Here is a 16,366-nt window from a genome sequence, read left to right on the forward strand (position 1 = left end):
AGACCGTGGTCGGGATGGGACGCGAAAGCGAGGCTAAGGCTCGCGTCTGCGCGGGCGGCGAGGCTTCGTGGCAGGCCGGTCGCGGGCAACGGGCGGTTCACCAAGCACTTCCGCCGGCGTGATTCTGCCCCGCTTGGTCCGGTCGAAGTCGGCGTCGAGGCTGACCAGGGTCAGGTCGTGTTTCTCCGCCGCCACATACTGATAGGCATCGTCGAAGTCCAGCCCCAGCTCCCCTGTTCTCACTGCGAGCGATACGACCTCGTCGGGGGTCAACCTGAGTAATGTCACCCCGCGGACAACGAGCAGGTCTTTCACGAACCGGGCGAGCGCTTCGCCCCGCTTGCGACTTACCAGAATTAGAGCGACCGAATGGAATGCGAAATCCGTGACATAGAGTGCGGCGTGAGGCGTCCGCTCGAAGAATTGTGCCACCTCATCGGCGCGCTCCTGGTTCAGGAGGAGTTCAAGCAGAACGCTGCTGTCTATGAGCAGGCGTGTTTCTTCCGCCATGCCGATATCGCGTGCTGCAGCTCAACCGATGTGAATTCGTCACGCATGTCACTCAATGCACCCCGCCAGTCGAGCTTCATCTTTCCAGCAGGTCGGGGGAGACGCGTATCCCTGACGAATCGCGCAAAGTCTCTGACCTCTGTCTGCAATTCCTCTGGAAGTTCCTTTGTTACTTCGACCACTTCATCAAGCGTCTTCATGTCTTACCTCACGATTTTCAGAGTCAATATACCCGCTCGTCGCCGTAGGGTCAAGGCCGCGGGCGCACCCCTGAACCTGGATAGGAACTCACGACCAAGGCACAAAGACACAAAGCAGAAGGGATGAATCGGGAAGGGATGAAATAGGATAAGGATGAAACCGGAAAGGCTGAATCAGGAAAGCCGAAGCCGGCATTCATCCTTCATCCCTCCGCCTTCATCTTTGGTGGACTGACGTCTTAGTGGTTCAATGTCGGAATCAGGGCATGGGCTGCGTCTTGACATGAAGGGCGTCGTGGGTCATAATGAGGCGCATTTAGAAGGACAACGTGACGGCTGTCGTTGACCGACCTCAGACCGAGCCAGACACGAAGGGGACTGCTGCGCCGATTCGGGCGCACCCGCCAGATACTTCACCCAAGGCCTACAACTGGAGGACCGTATGAAGAGAAACTTGCTGTGGCTGACCGCAGCCATGCTCTTGCCCGCTGCCGCACTCGGTCAGGGCTGGGTCGGGCAGCAAATGATCAATCGGCCCGACGGCGACACGTGCGAGCTAATGCCGGCCATTGCGTTCGACGCGGCAGGAGTCCCGTGGGTCGTCTGGGGTAGGAACTTGTCAGATACGACGTTGTTGTACTCCCGATGGGACGGCAGGCACTGGGCGCCCCAGAGTGGCGTCTGCGCCAACGCGCCCGGTGTTCACTGCGGGGTCGGCCCTTCGCTTTGCTTTGACAGTCGTGGCCGCGCCCGGGCGGCGTGGAGCAGCCAGAACAATGACAACTCCCTTGATGTGGGTTCCTCTTACTGGACTGGCTCAGCATGGAGTCCGGAAGTACAGGTTGACACGCCCGACGCCGACTCAATGGACGTCACGCCCAAGATTGCCTCAGGCGGCGGACAGGTTTGGTGCGTCTGGAACCACGCCGAGACACAGGTGTCTCCGTATTCCGTCTACGCGAGTCGCTGGGACGACAGTACCGACCGCTGGGAAGGCGAGTACTGTGTCAACCCGCCAAACGGCAACAACAACTGGTGGTGCGATGTTGCGGTGGATTCCGGAGGAAAGCCACACGTGGTCTGGACAGAAACCGAGCATCTTGCCATCTACTACAGCTTCTACGATGGTGCGCAATGGTCGGCGCCTTCGCTGGTGAACGACAGTAGTCGTGTGAGGGCTGTGGTTTGGCCGGCCCCGCGCATCGTCATAGACCGCGAAGGCATCCTGCACGTGAGCTACACCGGCGTCCTCAACGGAGACTCTGCCAGCGACGAGTTCTACACTCGAAATGATGGCTCAGGATGGACTCCCTCGGTACGCGTCACCCAGGATCCGGTCAATAACTGCGAGGACGAGTATTCTGACATCGCGGCTGACAGGAGTGACAACGTGTGGATAGCCTTCGAGAGAGATGGCGGCGGTTCGTACGCGGGCATCTACGCGGTTCACTTCGACGGCAAGTCGTGGTCAGGGGAACAGCGGCTGGACGATGACAGCGCGCACGGCGACGGCAGCGTGACGGTCGCGTTGGACCCGGCGGGGCTTCCGTGGGTCGCCTGGTGTGGGGTGACTTACAGCCAAGGTAACGACGATATCTACTGCAACCACTACTCGACTCCGCCAGCCATACACGAGACCAAGCACGGCGCGGCGACCCGCCTCCAGTCAGTTATCCGTGGGGTGCTGTGCGTTCCGGCATCGAGCGTGATGCGTGGAGCGTCTTGCGCCCTGCTCGACATCAGCGGCCGCCGTGTCCTCGACCTCCATCACGGCACGAATGACGTGCGGGCGCTGGCGCCCGGCGTGTACTTCGTCAGAGAGGGGCTAGGGACTAGGGGCGAGGGGCTAGGGAAGACGCGGAAGGTCGTGCTGACCGGTGGGCGGTAGAGAAGACAGTTTGCGGTAGACAGTAGACCAGGCGGGGCGGCCTTCGGGCCGCCCGCATCACTGTCGGGCGCGTCTCTTCGCATGAGTCCAATAAGACTCACGCGGGTTGATGGCCAAGAGATGGGATAAGTCCTTGGATTAGCGGCGGTTTGAGATGCTGGGCGAGTCGCCTTGGGGGTCGCCCCGGGAACGGTTCCCAGGGTGGTTCCGATGGCGGTTCGGCACATTACTTGGAGGGGGACTCTCGGAGAGACTTGGCGGGCGATGTTCAGGGTGACCTGTGCTGCGGTTTGGAGTGCGACCTGCACCATGACTCGGCTCGTGATTGTCGCCATCTCCCGGACGGTGATTCGCGTCGTGACCCTCGGCGTCACTCGCGAGATGACCTGCACTGCTACTCGTGGGGTGATTCGCAGGGCGACTTGCAAGGCGATTCTCAGGGCCATTCGCGGGGCAAACCTCCGGGTGTCTGCTGTGGTTCGCGCGCTGAATCGTGACCGATTTGCGCGGCGAGTCTCAGAGCTCGGTTCCAACGCAGGCGGCCAGGTAGCTTCTTTCCGTGACGCCCGGCGAGGAAAAGCGGGAGCTAAGCTCCCGCAGTCCACGGGCAGCGGGACGCGATCACGCGCGAAAGCAGGGGACAGTCCAGAGGGGACACGTCCACGAAGCGACGCGAGGAGCGCGTCGCGGATGTGTCCCCGGCGCGAGGACGCGCGGTACAGTCCCCGTTTTCGCGAGCTAGAACCTGAGGAAGGCTCCGACTCCACCGCTGCGTGTCAGCTCTTTGGCGGCATCGCCCTTTACGACCTCGATGGGCAGGCCGTGGTCGATCACGAGGCGCGGCAGAACCGCGGCCAGGCTGACCTTCGTCATGTCCGCGGCGCTGCATTTTCCACAGTGGCTGTTGGTGCTCGCGCTGATAGTCTTGCACTGGGCGCACCGGCTGACCTCGGCATCGAAGTCCTTGGCCACGATCAGTCGTGAGGCCCGGCCGTCCTGCACGAATTTGAGGACCGGGTCGACGCCGACCGCTGCCTTTTTGCTGATGCCCGCGGCCCCGAACAGCTCGGCGACAAGAGCATGCTCGCGCTGCTGTTCCCAGGCGGCGATGGCCGGCAGCACTTTGTGAACGGCGTCCGTCGGGTTGGTGAACGTCTCCATGTTCATCTGGGTGACGACGAGGTTGCCGATGTCGGGGGGCAGGGACTTGGCGAAATCAGGCAGCACCGATTTGGTCCCGGCGAGGACCAGCCGGCGAATCCGGTAGCGTTCGACAAGCTCGGCCAGCGGTTTGTGGAGCGTCTTCCAGAAGCGCCTGACCTGCTCCATGTATCGCTGGTCGAAGGCTTCGACGCTCCGCCCGCCCTTCTGGACCGAGTCGCCCCCGCCCTTTGACCCGACGACCTGTTTGCGCCACTGGCTGGTGTCGATATCGGCGCGGAACTCTTTGAATACCTCGAACTCGTTCAGCCGAACCGAGAGGAAGCGGACGTGCTCAATGCCGGCGACCAGCACACCATACGGCCGGTATTCCTCGATGAGCCACAGCAATTGGGCAGTGTTGGGTAGCCCCCAGCTTGCCTCGTCGCGAACCGGGATTCGGGAGGGGAACTCATCCCACGACTTGGGGCCGGCGAAAACAAGGAGTGAGTTGCCCGCGGGTTGGTACTGGCTGACGAAGTTCATGAGCTTGGCTGCGGCCTGGTCGTAGAGCTTCCGGTCTTCAGCCGGGACCGCCGCCTCGATACCGTGCAGGAGGCTGCGAAGCCGAGCCGGATAGGCGGAGCGCTGCTGGTCGGACCGCGTGTTGAAGTAAAGGGTCAGTATGTGACGGTCGGTGCTCTCGGTCAGACGTTTTACATCACTGGGTGATACCATGGGTAGCTCCTCGTTCTTCTCAGGTGTGCCAACAACTCAGACTATTAGACTCGGTCTGCTTGTCAAGCGTTCCGGATAAGTTCCTTGCTCCAGCGAGGTCGCCCACTAGAATGGGAGCGTGCCCTTGAAAACGGACGCCACGCAGTCGAACTCGGCGCTGCCGGCCGGACGGTTCAGAGTCGGCACCAGCGGCTTCTCGTTCGACGATTGGCTGGGCAGGGCCTACCCGGCCGGGTTGTCCAAGACGAAGATGCTCGAATACTACGAGAACGTGCTCGGGTTCGACACAGTCGAGCTGAATTTCACTTACTACGCGATGCCGGCGCCGAAGACTCTCGCATCCATGGTGAGCCGGACCGGTAGCGGCTTCTGCTTCGTGGTCCGTTCGCACAAGGACATGACCCACGACATCTGGCAGGACGAGGACCGGCGAATCCTCAAGGATACAAGCGAGGTATTCAAGTCGTTCCGTGAGGGCATCAGCCCTTTGGTCGACTCGGGCCGGCTCGGGTGCGTGCTGGTCCAGTTCCCGGTCTTCTTCTATCCAGCGCCGCAGAACTTCGACTACATGCGCAGGATGCCGGAGTTGATGCCGGACGTCTCCATCGTGGTCGAGTTCCGCAACCGGGCCTGGCTGAGGCCCGACGCATTCCGGGCGCTGGAGCAGAGCAAGATGGGCTTCTGCGTCGTGGACGAGCCGAAGATACCGCGACTGATGCCGTTCGAGCCGCGACGCACATCGGATATCGCCTATTTCCGCTTCCATGGCCGGAACCAGAACTGGTTCAATGCTTCACGCGAGGAACGGTACAATTACCTGTATTCGGGCGTGGAGCTGGGCGAGTTCATGCAGCCCCTGCGTGACGTGAGCGCGGGGGCGAAGATGACCTACACTTTCTTCAACAACTGCCACGCCGGAGCCGCGGCGCGGAACGCCCTGATGATGAAGCAGATGCTGGGGCTGATAGACAATCTCACGCCCATCCAGACCCGCATCGTAGCGGGTCTACCGCAATCCTGAGGCCGAGACAGACGGGGAATTCTCAAGTCTCAATTGCCAATGCCCAATCAAGCCCCAAGCCCCAATGTGCGGAAGTTCGGGCTTTGTGATTGAATGGTCATTGACGCTTGGTCATTCGGATCTTGTCGGTAGCACTGTCTGCTTGACTTTCGATAGCGGTAGAATATCCTCAGCAAGATGAAAGTAGCTCTCGCCGGATTCAACCTCGAGTACGAGCTGATGCAGACGCTCGCCAGGAACCACCGCGTAGTCCTTACCCCGGAGCTGATTTCCGCCGCCTATGCGCGGATCAGCCGCAGTTCCAAGCCGGTCGAGGAGCTGCGGCAGGATGCGCGCCGGGAGATAGAGAAGGCGCGCAAGTCCAACGTCACCATCGTCTTCGAGATGGGGCATCATTCGATTGCCGAGCATGCGGTCTTCAACTTCGATGTCACCGGCGTGTCGCGGCTCGCGGTTGAGGCGCTTGAGCGCCACCGACTGAACTCGTATACCGAGAAATCGCAGCGCTACGTCACGCTGAGCGACGACTTCGTGGTACCGGAGGAGCTGAAGGACACCGAGGTGCTGGACGAGTTTGTGACGACCGTGAGACTCCAGAATCACTACTACCACGAGCTCTACTACAAGCTGGTGCCGCACTTCACGGCCAAGCATCCGGAGTGGAGGGACGAACCGCTCCGGGCGGAGAACGCGGCCAAAGAAGACGCCCGCTATATCACCGGGCTTGCCATCCAGACCCAGCTTGGGATGACCGCCAACGCGCGGAACCTGGAGTTGATGCTGAAGAGCCTGAGCGCGAGCGAGCTGGCCGAGGTGCGGGCCCTGTCGGCGCGGCTCTACGAGCAGACGGTCGCGGTCGCCCCGTCGCTGATTGTATTCCCGGAGCCGACCGACTACGAGAAGAACACTTACGCGCGGGTCCGCGAGTACTCCCAGACTTTCATGACTCCGGCGTTTAACCGCCGGCCCCGCAACTTCATCGCGCTGGCCGCGTCCGACGTCGCGCTGGTGGACTATACCCAGAACGCCGACAACAAGCTGCTGGCCGCAATCCTGCACTCGGTTTCACGCGCGTCTCACGCCGAGTGCATGAACCGGGTCGAGCGGCAGACGCTCGCCCGCAAGAAGGAGATATTCAAGCTGGCGTGCCAGGACATGCAGGCGTACGACGCGGTCCTGCGCGAGTTCGAGCACCTCAGCCTGACGTTCGAGCTGGTGATATCGGCATCGGGCTTCGCGCAACTGAAGCGGCACCGGCTGATGACGATAACCGCTCAGCCGTACGACCCGAAGAACGGCTGGACCATCCCGACCTCGATTGCCGAAATCAAGGAGCACAAGTCGTTCAAGGAGATGCTGGCGAGAACTGAGGAAGTCTTCGACCGGGTTGCCGCGTTCAACCCGGCCGTCGCGCAGTACGTGCTCACCAACTCCCACCAGCGGCGGGTGCTAGTAACGGTCGACGCCCGCGAGCTGTACCACATCTCGCGGCTGCGCGAGGACCCGGAGGCGCAGTGGGACATCCGCGACATCGCGGGCCGGATGATGGAGCAGGCCCGGCACGTGATGCCGTTGACGCTCGCCCTGGCCTGCGGCAAGGACAACTATCCCCGGGTCTACGAAGAGCTGTTCGGCAGGCCGCCGGCAGTCACCGAACTGAAGCTGCCCGAGGCGCGGCCGCTGCCGGTCCAGACTGAGAAAGCACCGCGCAAGAGGCCCAAGAACCGGGACAGGAATTCACCACCAAGACACAAAGACACAAAGATGGGTCCCGACGTGAACGTTCCGGATTCGACTGGCGCTGTTGGCGGTTCTGTTCCGGCTTCGGGGAAGAAGTTACGGCCGAAGAAGAGCGAAAAGGAGTAGCCGATGCAGGTAGCCAGCCTCGACGAATTGAAGAAAGCGGTGAAGGCACTGGAGCCCGAGATTGTCGTCACCGACGAAGCTCTTGTGAAGAAAGTGCTATTCTGGAACACCCTGCGCGCCATCGCCAACGTTGTCGTCATCGTCATTCTCGCTGTCGGCATTGCGGCCTGGGCCAACCCGCTACGGATTCCCGAGTTGGAGCAGACCTGGGCATTGCTGGCGCGGCGTATCATACTCGGCGTGGGCGTGCTGATGCTCTTCGCCGAATACGTCATACCGGTCGTCCGCCTGTACAAGCCGGCCGGCAAGGATTCACTCGGACTCAAGCTGGTTCCGCGTAAGAGCAGCAAGTAGCCGCAGGCCTCAAGCGACAAGCTACAGGCTGGCGACACAAGCGCAAGCCCGAGTTCGGGTCGAGTCTCCTAACTTCTGACCCTGTGGCGGAACGCATCGAGTTGGAAATTGTCCCGGCACGAAGTCCAGAATCCCAGGAAATGTCCAAGGCTCGCGGCGCCTGAGCCAGGCTTCGACTCGATCTTGTGCTTGAGCGGGCTCTACTGCGGGTGGCCGGCGAAGAGAGGGTAGAGGCGCTCGCGGGTGGACTGGTCGACCGCGCTGAAGTGGGAGAACTGCATGGAGTTCGAGGCGCGGCCCTGGCTGAGCGAACGGAGCGCGGTTGCGGACACGATGTCGCCGATGGTCGTTGGGCTAGGCGTACTCATACAGCGGCACTTCACGCGCCGGGCGGTCGGCGCTGAGCAGAAGCCGCTCAATGTGACGCACCGTCTCCGGGCTGAGGAGCACGTCTCCGCACACCGAGCACACTTCCGCCGGTACGTGGTCAATCACAACGACCTGGCCGTGATAGCGCACCGTGTGAGTGATCTCGCGTGTCTGACATTCGCCGCTGCAATCCCTGATGCTACACTTCATGGTTTCCTCCTGACTGCGGGCTCCGGCCACTTTGGCGGCCGGGGTTCGTACACGGTGATGATGACAAGCATCTCCAGCGACGTCGTGCAGACGACGTGCAGGTGACGGCCGCTGGCGGTGACCCCATGCAGCAGACAGCACGGCCCGCGTCGGTGCTCGGGGTAGTACTCGATGACGTCGCCGGAACCCGCCGCCTGCAGCAGTTCGTCCATCGTGACCTCTTCTTCAACCATTTCCTGATTCGCGTGGACGGTGATTCGTACCTGCTCGGCACGTGCTTGCGCCCGGATTCGTGCCAGAACGGCATCGCCGGCAGGCATGTTTGGCATCAGAGCATGTTACCTCGGTCGGGTCAGGAGTCAATGCTCCGCGAGTGGCGGGTTGCGAGTCAGGTAGGCAGCCACCGAACATCTGCGGTCGGCGGCGGTGCTTGAGCTTGGGCTTGCGCCCTGTCTAATACTGCGGGTGGCCGGCGAAGAGAGGGTAGAGGCGTTCGCGGGTGGACTGGTCGACCGCGCTGAAGTGCGAGAACTGCATGGAGTTCGAGGCGCGGCCCTGGCTGAGCGAGCGGAGCGTGGTCGCGTAACCGAAGGTCTTGACCAACGGCAGTTCGGCCTTGATTATCTGGTGGCCCTTGACCGCTTCGAGGTGCAGGACTTTGCCGTCGCGGGATGTGATGTCACCGAGCACGTTGCCGAGGTACTGGTCCGGCGTCACGACTTCGAGCTCCATTATCGGTTCGAGGAAGGTCGGTTCGGCGGCCATGAACGCCTCGCGGAACGCGGTGTTCGCCGCGACCTTGAAATCCACATCCGCGGAATCCTGCTCGTGCCACTGGCCGTCGACGACGTGCACTTTTACGTTCACCACGGCGTAGCCGGCCAGCACGCCCGACTCCAGGCTGTCGTGAATCGCCTGGGTGACGGCAGCGGCAAACTCGCGGGGCAGGGTGCCGGGTTTGAGCTCATCCACAACGGCGTTGCCTTCCGGTGACGGTTCGAGCATGACCTTGACGACGGCGTAGTGGCCCTTGCCGCCGGCCTGACGGATGAAGCGGCCTTCGGCGGTCGCACGCGCCGTGACCGTCTCGCGGTAGGAGACCTGCGGCTTGCCGGAGTGGACCGCGACCCGGTAGTCTCGCGCCAGGCGGTCGATGAGTATCTCCAGATGCAACTCGCCCATGCCGGATAGAATGAGTTGGCCGGTTTCCTCGTCGGTGCGGACCTTGAAGGTCGGGTCCTCGAGCGCCAGCGTCGCGAGCGAGTCGTGGAGCTTGTCCTCGTCGGCCTTGGTCTTGGGCTCGATGGCGAGGAACACGACCGGCTCCGGGTACTTGATGGCCTCGAAAGCAATCGGGTGGGACAGGTCAGTCAGGGTCTGGCCGGTGCGCGGTTCCTTGAGTCCGATGACGACACCGATTTCTCCCGCCGACAGAGCCTCGACCTCCTGCTGCCGGTTGGCGTGCATGATGGCGAGTTTCTGGATGCGCACGCGCTTCATCTCCGGTACGCACATTACCACCTCGCCCTGCGCCACGCTGCCCGAGTAGACGCGCAGGTAGGCGAGCATGCCGCGCTGCTGGTCGGCGGTGAGCTTGAATATCAGGGCGGAGAACGGCGCCTTGCGGTCGGACGGCCGCGATTCCACCTTGCCGTTCTTCGGGTTGACGCCGTGCGCGGGCGGCACGTCGAGCGGCGACGGCAGGTAGTGGACGATGCCGTCGAGCAGCTTCTGGATGCCCTTGTTCTTGAAAGCGCTGCCGCAGAAGACCGGTACGATGCGCAGCGAGACGCAGCCTTTGCGCAGGGCGTGGTGCAGGTCCTCTTCGCCGATGGGCGTGCCGGTCATGTACTTCTCCAGCAGTTGCTCGTCGAACGTGGTCAGCGTGTCTATCATCCGGTGCCGGTAGTCTTCGACCTCCGGTTTGCGTTCCTCCGGGATCGGCACTTCTTCAAAAGTCGCGCCCAGGTCGTCGGTGTGCCAGACAAAGGCCTTTTCCGCCACCAGGTCAATCAGTCCCTTGTACTCGTCCTCGGCGCCGATGGGCAGTTGGACCGCGACCGGCGTCTGCGCGAACTTCTCGGCCATCGTCTTGAGCACGCGGTAGAAGTCGGAGCCGGTGCGGTCGAGCTTGTTGATGAAGGCGATGCGCGGAACCTGGTAGCGGTCGGCCTGGCGCCAGACGGTCTCGGTCTGGGGCTCGACGCCGCCCACACCGCACAGGACGATGACCGCGCCGTCGAGGACCTTGAGCGAGCGTTCGACCTCGACCGTGAAGTCCACGTGGCCGGGCGTGTCGATGATGTTGATGCGATGGTCCAGCCAGTGGACGGTCGTGGCCGCGGCGGTGATGGTGATGCCGCGCTCGCGCTCCTGGGCCATCCAGTCCATCTGGGTATTGCCGTCGTCGATGTCGCCCATACGGTGGATGCGGCCCGAATAGTAGAGGACGCGCTCGGTCGTCGTTGTCTTGCCGGCGTCTATGTGCGCGGCAATGCCGATATTCCGAATTCGCGTCAGGTCGGCGCTTTCCATGAATGAGTATGGTATTGGCTGGATCGGGTATAGTCAAGCGGGGAGGGGCGGGGAGAGGCGGAACGTGGCCCAGTGATCTGGTGGTCAAGTGGTCCAGCGGCCCGGTGTTCGGTCATTCGACAATTCCTGTGGTTGTTGCGGCGCGCGCTGCATCTGGTATGATATCGCGTGCAGTCTCAGCTCAGTCAAGACGGCGCCGACTTCCGCGCGGACGTGAAGCGGATATGGGACGAGTTCCGGCGCAGCGAGGGCTCGGCCGGCGACCGCTCCGCGTTCGGCAACTCCGAGGGCGGCAGCGTCGAGCAGCAGCGCGACCGGAGGCTTCAGCTCCATCACTGCGCCAACTATGCGGCGGTGCTGGCGGTGCTAAAGAGCTTGGGACACGATCCGAAAACCGAGGAGGATTTCGGTCATGTCCCTTCGCTTCGGCTGCTCGAACTTGGCTGCGGCAGCGGCGTGCTCACGAGCGCCCTCGCCCGCGTGATGCCGGAGGGCTGGACCATCGAGGCGACCGACTACTCCGAGCACCTGCTCGCCGGCGCAAGGCAGCGCTTCGAGTGCGACGGCCTGAGCTTCAGCCTTCTCGACGCGCGCACTCTGCGGCCGGAGCGGCTCGAAGGAATAGACGCCGTGCTCCTGCTGGAAGTGGTTGAGCACCTTCCAGCGGACGAAGCCGAAAGGCTTCTGCGACAGGTCTACGACGCGCTGCCCGGCGGCGGCATGATGGTGCTGACCACTCTCGACCGCGCCGCCTTCCCGCGTCCGTTCTCCGGGTACGCGCCGCACCACGTCGAGTACACCTACAGCTCGCTCGACCGGTTCCTGGCGGACCGGAGGCGCAGCCCGTTCGAAGAGTACAGCCTGTTCCGACTGACATCCGAGCGCATCGTATCCGAGTCGGTCAGGAACGAGCAACGTGGCGGCTACCTGCTGAACCGGCTGCAACGGGCGATGCATGGCCTGGGTCGCCGCCATCCCAGGTTCGGTGTGCTCCGTGGCTGGGTGGAGTCGCGGCTCTTCCAGCTCTATTCGCTGCTGCCCGACCACGACGGGTTCGACTTCGACGGATACCTTGCCACGCTCGACTTCGTTCAGTCCGAGCCGGAGCTGCACGACCACGATTCGTTCGGCCTTGTCGCGGTCCTGCGCAAGACCGGCCGTGAGTGATATGACCGCGAAAATGGGGACTGCCCCGTCCCTCACCCTCGCCCTCTCCCAGAGGGAGAGGGAAGGGGTGAGGGAGAAGCTCCCCGCTTTCCTCTTCCGCGCGGTCGAATTCGACGGTTCGCGACTTCGCATTCTGGACCAGACCGCCTTGCCTTGTCGCACCCGGTATCTCCATCCAACAAGCGCGGTCGAGGTCGCCGGTATCATCAAGCGGCTGGCTGTGCGCGGCGCGCCGGCCATCGGCGTCGCTGCCGCCTACGGCCTTGCGGTCGAAGCCAAACGGCTGCCGGACAGCAGGCTGGTGTCGGGACTCAGACGAGCGGCAGAACTGCTGATTGCCTCGCGGCCGACCGCAGTCAACCTGAAGTGGGCCGTCGTCCGTGTTATGCAGTCTGTGCTCGTCCGTGGTTTTTCCCCCGACGCCGCCCGCAGCGCAGTGCTCGCTGAAGCGAGAAAGATCGAGGCTGAGGAATTCGAACGCTCCCTCGCAATGGCGCAGCACGGTGCGAAACTGCTCAGGAAGAACGCCGTCGTGCTCACAATCTGCAACACCGGTGCGCTGGCCGCGCCGGGAATGGGCACAGCCCTCGGCGTCGTGTTCCAGGCGCATCTGGACGGCAAGAAACCGACCGTGTACGCCTGTGAGACCAGGCCGCTGCTACAGGGCAGCAGGCTGACAACACTCGAACTGCTGCGGGCCAAGATACCAGTCACGCTGATTGCCGACAGTGCTGCGGCGAGCGTCATAGACCGGTGCGACATAGTGCTGGCCGGCGCGGATCGCATCGCCGCCAATGGCGACACCGCCAACAAGGTCGGTACGAAGATGCTCGCGACGCTGGCGCGGGCGGCACACAAGCCCTTCTACATCGTCGCGCCGATTTCGACCTTCGACCTCGCGACCCCGAACGGCGGTAAGATTGTTGTTGAGGAGAGGGATGGGGAAGAGGTTCGTGCGTTCGCCGGGTGCCGTGCCGCGCCTGAGGGTGTGCCGGTCTTCAACCCGGCCTTTGACGTGACTCCGGCCCGCCTCATCACCGGTTTCGTTACGGACCGCGGCATCATCAAGCCACCTTACATTCGCGCGGTTCAGCGCCTTCTAGCCCGCTAGCCCGACTGCTCCAGCTTCGTTTCTAGGGCTGCCGCGCACCGCGGCCTGACCATTGGAACGACCCAGAATCAAGCTCAAGTGAGACAGTTAGTGGCCGAGATCCGCGTCTTGGCTGCAATGGCGATAAAAGAACTGTGTCTAGTGCACAACGAGTCAGGCCTAAGTACTGCATAATAGGCATAATACGAAGCTGGGCGCAGCGTTCGTGTTAGCGTCTGGGAGATAATAGGGGAGACCGTCCCGGGGACGGTCCAGGGGACGGTCTGGTAGACCGTCCCAGCGTGGGTCTTGGATATGGTCTATCGGGTGGTATCAGTGGTCGTTTGTGGGGCGAGCCGACAGATGGTCACGTAGGTTGTCTACGCGACCATGGCCGCAGTCGTCTGCGGGATAGTTCGGACGATTGTGAGGCAGTTCGTCTGCGGGTAGGTCTCACGGGTGGTGTGCAGGCTCATTCCCCATACCTTCTCCTGATTCGTTAGCTGAGTGAACTGGCAGTTGGTCGCGGCGATGGTATGCCAGATGGACACAGGGATGCTGGCGCGTGCACCTGTTCCCGGGAAAGCTCAGGGACCGGCCTTGGATGAATGCCGCCTACCGGCTGAGTTCCGGACAGAAGGGCAATCCGCGGCTGTGACACGAAGGTATTGGCCAAGATTCGCTCGGACGTCTTCGACCTCGCCGCGCCGAGGCATTGGTGGCTCAGAAGTGACTGCCCGCGGAGACGCGGGCAGCCGATAGGAAGTGGCCGGAGCGGCCTATTCGGTCAGAACGACCTTGGTGACGCTAGACGCTTGATGCCTCACGCTCGACGCCTGACGCACAAAGTACACGCCCGGTGCTAGCGCCCGCACGTCATTCGCCCCGGGCCTCAGGTCCATCACCTTCCGCCCACTGATGTCGAGCAGGCTTGCCGCTCGAGGCTTACGGCTTGTGGCTGCCGGAAGGAGCAGTACGCCGCGAACGACCGTGGCCATGTGCTCAGGGCTTGGCACTTTCAGACCCAGGCGTTCCTCAATTCCAGGTGGCGCCGTGCAGATGATCGAGATGCTCGAACTCGATGAGTTTGCCACATAGACGCGGTGCTGCTCCGGATTGAGGCAGAACGCACGTGGTCCCACTCCCACTCTAACGGTCGCGACGATCAAGTCAGTTGCACCGTCAACTACGGTCACGGTTGAAGGGAGGTCTGAAGGAGATCCGTTCGCGACGTAGACTTTGTCATACACTGCATCGTAGCAGAGGACCAGCGGGTTTGTTGAGTCAGGAACTGTCGTAATGACAGAGTCTCCTTCTCCATCTATCACGCTGACGCTGTTACCTGCTGCGTTAGCGCAATAGACCTTGTTGTCCGTCGCATTGTAGCAGAGGGCCTGAGGGTAGTGCCCGACCCTGATAGTGCCGAGAACCGCGTCCGCCGCCCCGTCTATTACGGTCACGGTCCCACCCGTGTTCGCGCAGTAGACCTTGTCGTTCCTGGAGTTGTAGCAGAGGGCAGTCGGGAGGCTGTCGGCTACGAGCCTTGCGATGACCGAGTTCGTAGCGCCGCTTATCACGGTAACGCTGCTGTCGTTCTGGCCCGCGCAGTAGACCTTGTCGTTCTGCGGGTTGTAACACAGGGCGCAGGCGTTGAGTCCGGCCGCTACCGTGGCGAGGACTGAGTTGGTAGCGCCGTCGATGACTGTCACGGTTGAATCGCGGAACCCAACCATCCCGGCGTTCGCGCAGTAGACCTTGTTGCCCTGCGGATTGTAGCAGAGGGCGGACGGTCCGTTTCCGACCCCGACCGTGGCGATGACCGTATTCGCCGCACCGTCGATCACGCTGACGTTGTTGGTGACGTTGTTCCCGCAATAGACCTTGTCGTTCTGCGCGTTGTAGCAGAGAGATGTAGGCTCCCGCCCGGTCGCGACCGTCGCGGCAAGCGTCTCCGCGTTTCCGTCAATGATCGTGACGTTGTCGCTGTACCAATTCGCGCCGTACACCTTGTCGTTCTGCGGGTTATAGCAGAGGGCAGTCGGCAAATCTTTGACGTTGACCGTGGCGAGAACCGTGTCCGCCGCGCCGTCTATCACCGACACGTCGTAGTTACCTTCGTTCGCGCTGTAAACTCTGTTATTCTGCGGGTTGTAGATCAGAGCGAAAGGGAAGGAGCCCACACTCACGGTAGCCACGACCGCGTTACTGTGACCGTCAATGACCGATACGGTCGTGTCCGAGTACGACATGTCTGGGGCGTTCGCGCAGTAGACTTCGTCGTTCTCCGGATTGTAGCAGAGGGCGTGAGGGCCAAACTGAACCCCGACCGTGGCGATGGCCGAATCACCCTCACCATCTATCACCGTCACAGTACTGCTGTAGTAGTTTGCGCAGTAGACCTTGTTGTCCGCGGGATTGTGGCAGAGGGCGCTTGGCCCTGTTCCAACTGGCACTGTGGCGAGGACCGAATCTGTCGATCCGTCGATTACAGTGACACTGTTGTCCTCGTAGCCGACCGCGCAGTATATCTTGTTGTTCCTGGCGTTGTAGCAAAGGGCCAATGCACCAACCCCCGTGGGCACTGTGTCGATGATTGAATCCGCGGCACCGTCGATGACCACCACGCCTCCGCCTCCGCTCGCGCAGTAGACCCTGTTGTTTTGCGAGTTGTAGCACAAGCATTGAGGAAAGTATACGCCGCCAACGACGGCTACGACCGCGTTCGTGGCTCCGTCTATCACCGTCACATTGTCCCCGTCCGCGCTCGCGCAGTAGACCCTGTTGTTCTGCGGGTTGTAGCAGAGCGCGTACGGCGTTTGCCCGACCCCTATCGTAGCGACAATAGAATCCGTCGCACCCCCAATCACAACCACCTTGCCCTGCGCTTCGTCCGCGCTGTAGACCTTGTTGTTCTGGGGATTGTAGCAGAAAGCAAACATCCGACCGCCGGTCTTGATGCAAGCCAGGCGCCGGCTCGTGGCGCCATCTATCGCCAGAATACCCGAGTCGCATCCGACATAGACTCTATTGTTCAAGGTGTCATAGCCGAGCGACCACGGGTGATCCAGCCACCCGAGCGTGTCGGGCAGCATGACAGTCTTTTCCAAGTATTGGGCTGAGCCAACCGACACAAGCAACGTCGCCAGCGCCATCGCGCACAGGCGTAGCTTCAGGTTCTTGGCCCGCTTGTTGGAAGACGTAGGATGGCGGTCCGGACGACAATCACTGCCCATTCAGAACTCCCAGTGTGCTCTCACCTACACTGTCAGTCGGTTCCG

15 protein-coding genes are annotated in these 16,366 nt (G+C 62.1%); 6 read left to right on the top strand and 9 right to left on the bottom strand.

Going from position 1 to position 16,366, the window contains the following annotated elements:
* Positions 1-33: 33 nt before the first annotated feature.
* Together VMH22_03565 and VMH22_03570 are read right to left on the bottom strand one after the other, a co-directional pair.
* Positions 34-510 (bottom strand): PIN domain-containing protein, encoded by a 477-nt coding sequence (locus tag VMH22_03565; GenBank protein ID HTW90764.1) that lies wholly within the window; start codon positions 508-510, stop codon positions 34-36.
* The gene (locus tag VMH22_03570; protein ID HTW90765.1) at positions 483-710 is read right to left on the bottom strand and encodes a DUF2281 domain-containing protein; all 228 of its coding nucleotides are present in this window, start codon (positions 708-710) and stop codon (positions 483-485) included. Before VMH22_03570 ends, VMH22_03565 begins: the two co-directional genes overlap by 28 nt.
* A gap of 442 nt (positions 711-1,152) precedes the next feature.
* On the opposite strand from VMH22_03570, the gene VMH22_03575 reads away from it, so the two are divergent.
* Positions 1,153-2,598 (top strand): hypothetical protein, encoded by a 1,446-nt coding sequence (locus tag VMH22_03575; GenBank protein ID HTW90766.1) that lies wholly within the window; start codon positions 1,153-1,155, stop codon positions 2,596-2,598.
* Positions 2,599-3,336: 738 nt separating this feature from the next.
* Here the strand turns inward: VMH22_03575 and VMH22_03580 are convergent.
* The gene (locus tag VMH22_03580) at positions 3,337-4,476 is read right to left on the bottom strand and encodes a VLRF1 family aeRF1-type release factor (GenBank protein HTW90767.1); all 1,140 of its coding nucleotides are present in this window, start codon (positions 4,474-4,476) and stop codon (positions 3,337-3,339) included.
* A 124-nt stretch (positions 4,477-4,600) separates the two neighbouring features.
* Here VMH22_03580 and VMH22_03585 point away from each other — a divergent pair, with 124 nt between their 5' ends.
* The 3 genes from VMH22_03585 to VMH22_03595 all read left to right on the top strand — a co-directional run bounded on the left by VMH22_03585 (position 4,601) and on the right by VMH22_03595 (position 7,717).
* On the top strand, positions 4,601-5,497 hold the full coding sequence (locus VMH22_03585) for a DUF72 domain-containing protein (protein ID HTW90768.1): 897 nt from the start codon (positions 4,601-4,603) through the stop codon (positions 5,495-5,497).
* A gap of 177 nt (positions 5,498-5,674) precedes the next feature.
* Positions 5,675-7,363 (top strand): FAD-dependent thymidylate synthase, encoded by a 1,689-nt coding sequence (locus tag VMH22_03590; protein ID HTW90769.1) that lies wholly within the window; start codon positions 5,675-5,677, stop codon positions 7,361-7,363.
* Between the two features lie 3 nt (positions 7,364-7,366).
* Positions 7,367-7,717 (top strand): hypothetical protein, encoded by a 351-nt coding sequence (locus tag VMH22_03595; protein ID HTW90770.1) that lies wholly within the window; start codon positions 7,367-7,369, stop codon positions 7,715-7,717.
* A 200-nt stretch (positions 7,718-7,917) separates the two neighbouring features.
* On the opposite strand, the gene VMH22_03600 is transcribed toward VMH22_03595, so the two are convergent.
* From VMH22_03600 to fusA, 4 genes are all read right to left on the bottom strand, one after another.
* Positions 7,918-8,085: a hypothetical protein gene (locus VMH22_03600; protein ID HTW90771.1), complete on the bottom strand. Its 168-nt coding sequence runs from the start codon at positions 8,083-8,085 to the stop codon at positions 7,918-7,920.
* A complete protein-coding gene (locus VMH22_03605; protein ID HTW90772.1) occupies positions 8,072-8,296 on the bottom strand; it encodes a type II toxin-antitoxin system MqsA family antitoxin in 225 nt (74 codons plus the stop codon). Before VMH22_03605 ends, VMH22_03600 begins: the two co-directional genes overlap by 14 nt.
* Positions 8,293-8,625 (bottom strand): DUF4258 domain-containing protein, encoded by a 333-nt coding sequence (locus tag VMH22_03610; GenBank protein HTW90773.1) that lies wholly within the window; start codon positions 8,623-8,625, stop codon positions 8,293-8,295. The genes VMH22_03605 and VMH22_03610 overlap by 4 nt, the downstream gene beginning before the upstream one ends.
* A 124-nt stretch (positions 8,626-8,749) precedes the next feature.
* The gene (gene fusA / locus VMH22_03615; protein HTW90774.1) at positions 8,750-10,831 is read right to left on the bottom strand and encodes an elongation factor G; all 2,082 of its coding nucleotides are present in this window, start codon (positions 10,829-10,831) and stop codon (positions 8,750-8,752) included.
* 168 nt (positions 10,832-10,999) lie between these two features.
* On the opposite strand from fusA, the gene VMH22_03620 reads away from it, so the two are divergent.
* Together VMH22_03620 and mtnA are read left to right on the top strand one after the other, a co-directional pair.
* Complete coding sequence (locus tag VMH22_03620) at positions 11,000-11,998, top strand: class I SAM-dependent methyltransferase (GenBank protein ID HTW90775.1); 999 nt, start codon at positions 11,000-11,002, stop codon at positions 11,996-11,998.
* Positions 11,999-12,065: 67 nt separating this feature from the next.
* Positions 12,066-13,109 carry an S-methyl-5-thioribose-1-phosphate isomerase gene (gene mtnA / locus VMH22_03625; GenBank protein HTW90776.1) on the top strand — a complete coding sequence of 348 codons (1,044 nt, stop codon included), beginning with the start codon at positions 12,066-12,068 and terminating at the stop codon, positions 13,107-13,109.
* A 359-nt stretch (positions 13,110-13,468) separates the two neighbouring features.
* Here the strand turns inward: mtnA and VMH22_03630 are convergent, their stop codons facing one another.
* Both VMH22_03630 and VMH22_03635 read right to left on the bottom strand, forming a co-directional pair.
* Complete coding sequence (locus VMH22_03630; protein HTW90777.1) at positions 13,469-13,639, bottom strand: hypothetical protein; 171 nt, start codon at positions 13,637-13,639, stop codon at positions 13,469-13,471.
* A gap of 228 nt (positions 13,640-13,867) precedes the next feature.
* Positions 13,868-16,321 carry a YncE family protein gene (locus tag VMH22_03635; GenBank protein ID HTW90778.1) on the bottom strand — a complete coding sequence of 818 codons (2,454 nt, stop codon included), beginning with the start codon at positions 16,319-16,321 and terminating at the stop codon, positions 13,868-13,870.
* Positions 16,322-16,366: the final 45 nt, after the last annotated feature.

The sequence above is a fragment of the bacterium genome (assembly GCA_035505375.1).
Taxonomy (GTDB): domain Bacteria; phylum Hydrothermota; class Tepidihabitantia; order Tepidihabitantales; family Tepidihabitantaceae; genus UBA2258.

Excerpts from the sequence above, each read along its gene's own strand:
- VMH22_03580 (HTW90767.1), bottom strand. The coding sequence starts at position 4,476 with ATGGTATCACCCAGTGATGTAAAACGTCTGACCGAGAGCACCGACCGT.
- VMH22_03565 (HTW90764.1), bottom strand. The coding sequence starts at position 510 with ATGGCGGAAGAAACACGCCTGCTCATAGACAGCAGCGTTCTGCTTGAA.
- VMH22_03610 (HTW90773.1), bottom strand. The coding sequence starts at position 8,625 with ATGCCAAACATGCCTGCCGGCGATGCCGTTCTGGCACGAATCCGGGCG.
- VMH22_03600 (HTW90771.1), bottom strand. The coding sequence starts at position 8,085 with ATGAGTACGCCTAGCCCAACGACCATCGGCGACATCGTGTCCGCAACC.
- VMH22_03570 (HTW90765.1), bottom strand. The coding sequence starts at position 710 with ATGAAGACGCTTGATGAAGTGGTCGAAGTAACAAAGGAACTTCCAGAG.
- VMH22_03575 (HTW90766.1), top strand. The coding sequence starts at position 1,153 with ATGAAGAGAAACTTGCTGTGGCTGACCGCAGCCATGCTCTTGCCCGCT.
- VMH22_03590 (HTW90769.1), top strand. The coding sequence starts at position 5,675 with ATGAAAGTAGCTCTCGCCGGATTCAACCTCGAGTACGAGCTGATGCAG.
- fusA (HTW90774.1), bottom strand. The coding sequence starts at position 10,831 with ATGGAAAGCGCCGACCTGACGCGAATTCGGAATATCGGCATTGCCGCG.
- VMH22_03595 (HTW90770.1), top strand. The coding sequence starts at position 7,367 with ATGCAGGTAGCCAGCCTCGACGAATTGAAGAAAGCGGTGAAGGCACTG.
- VMH22_03605 (HTW90772.1), bottom strand. The coding sequence starts at position 8,296 with ATGAAGTGTAGCATCAGGGATTGCAGCGGCGAATGTCAGACACGCGAG.
- VMH22_03635 (HTW90778.1), bottom strand. The coding sequence starts at position 16,321 with ATGGGCAGTGATTGTCGTCCGGACCGCCATCCTACGTCTTCCAACAAG.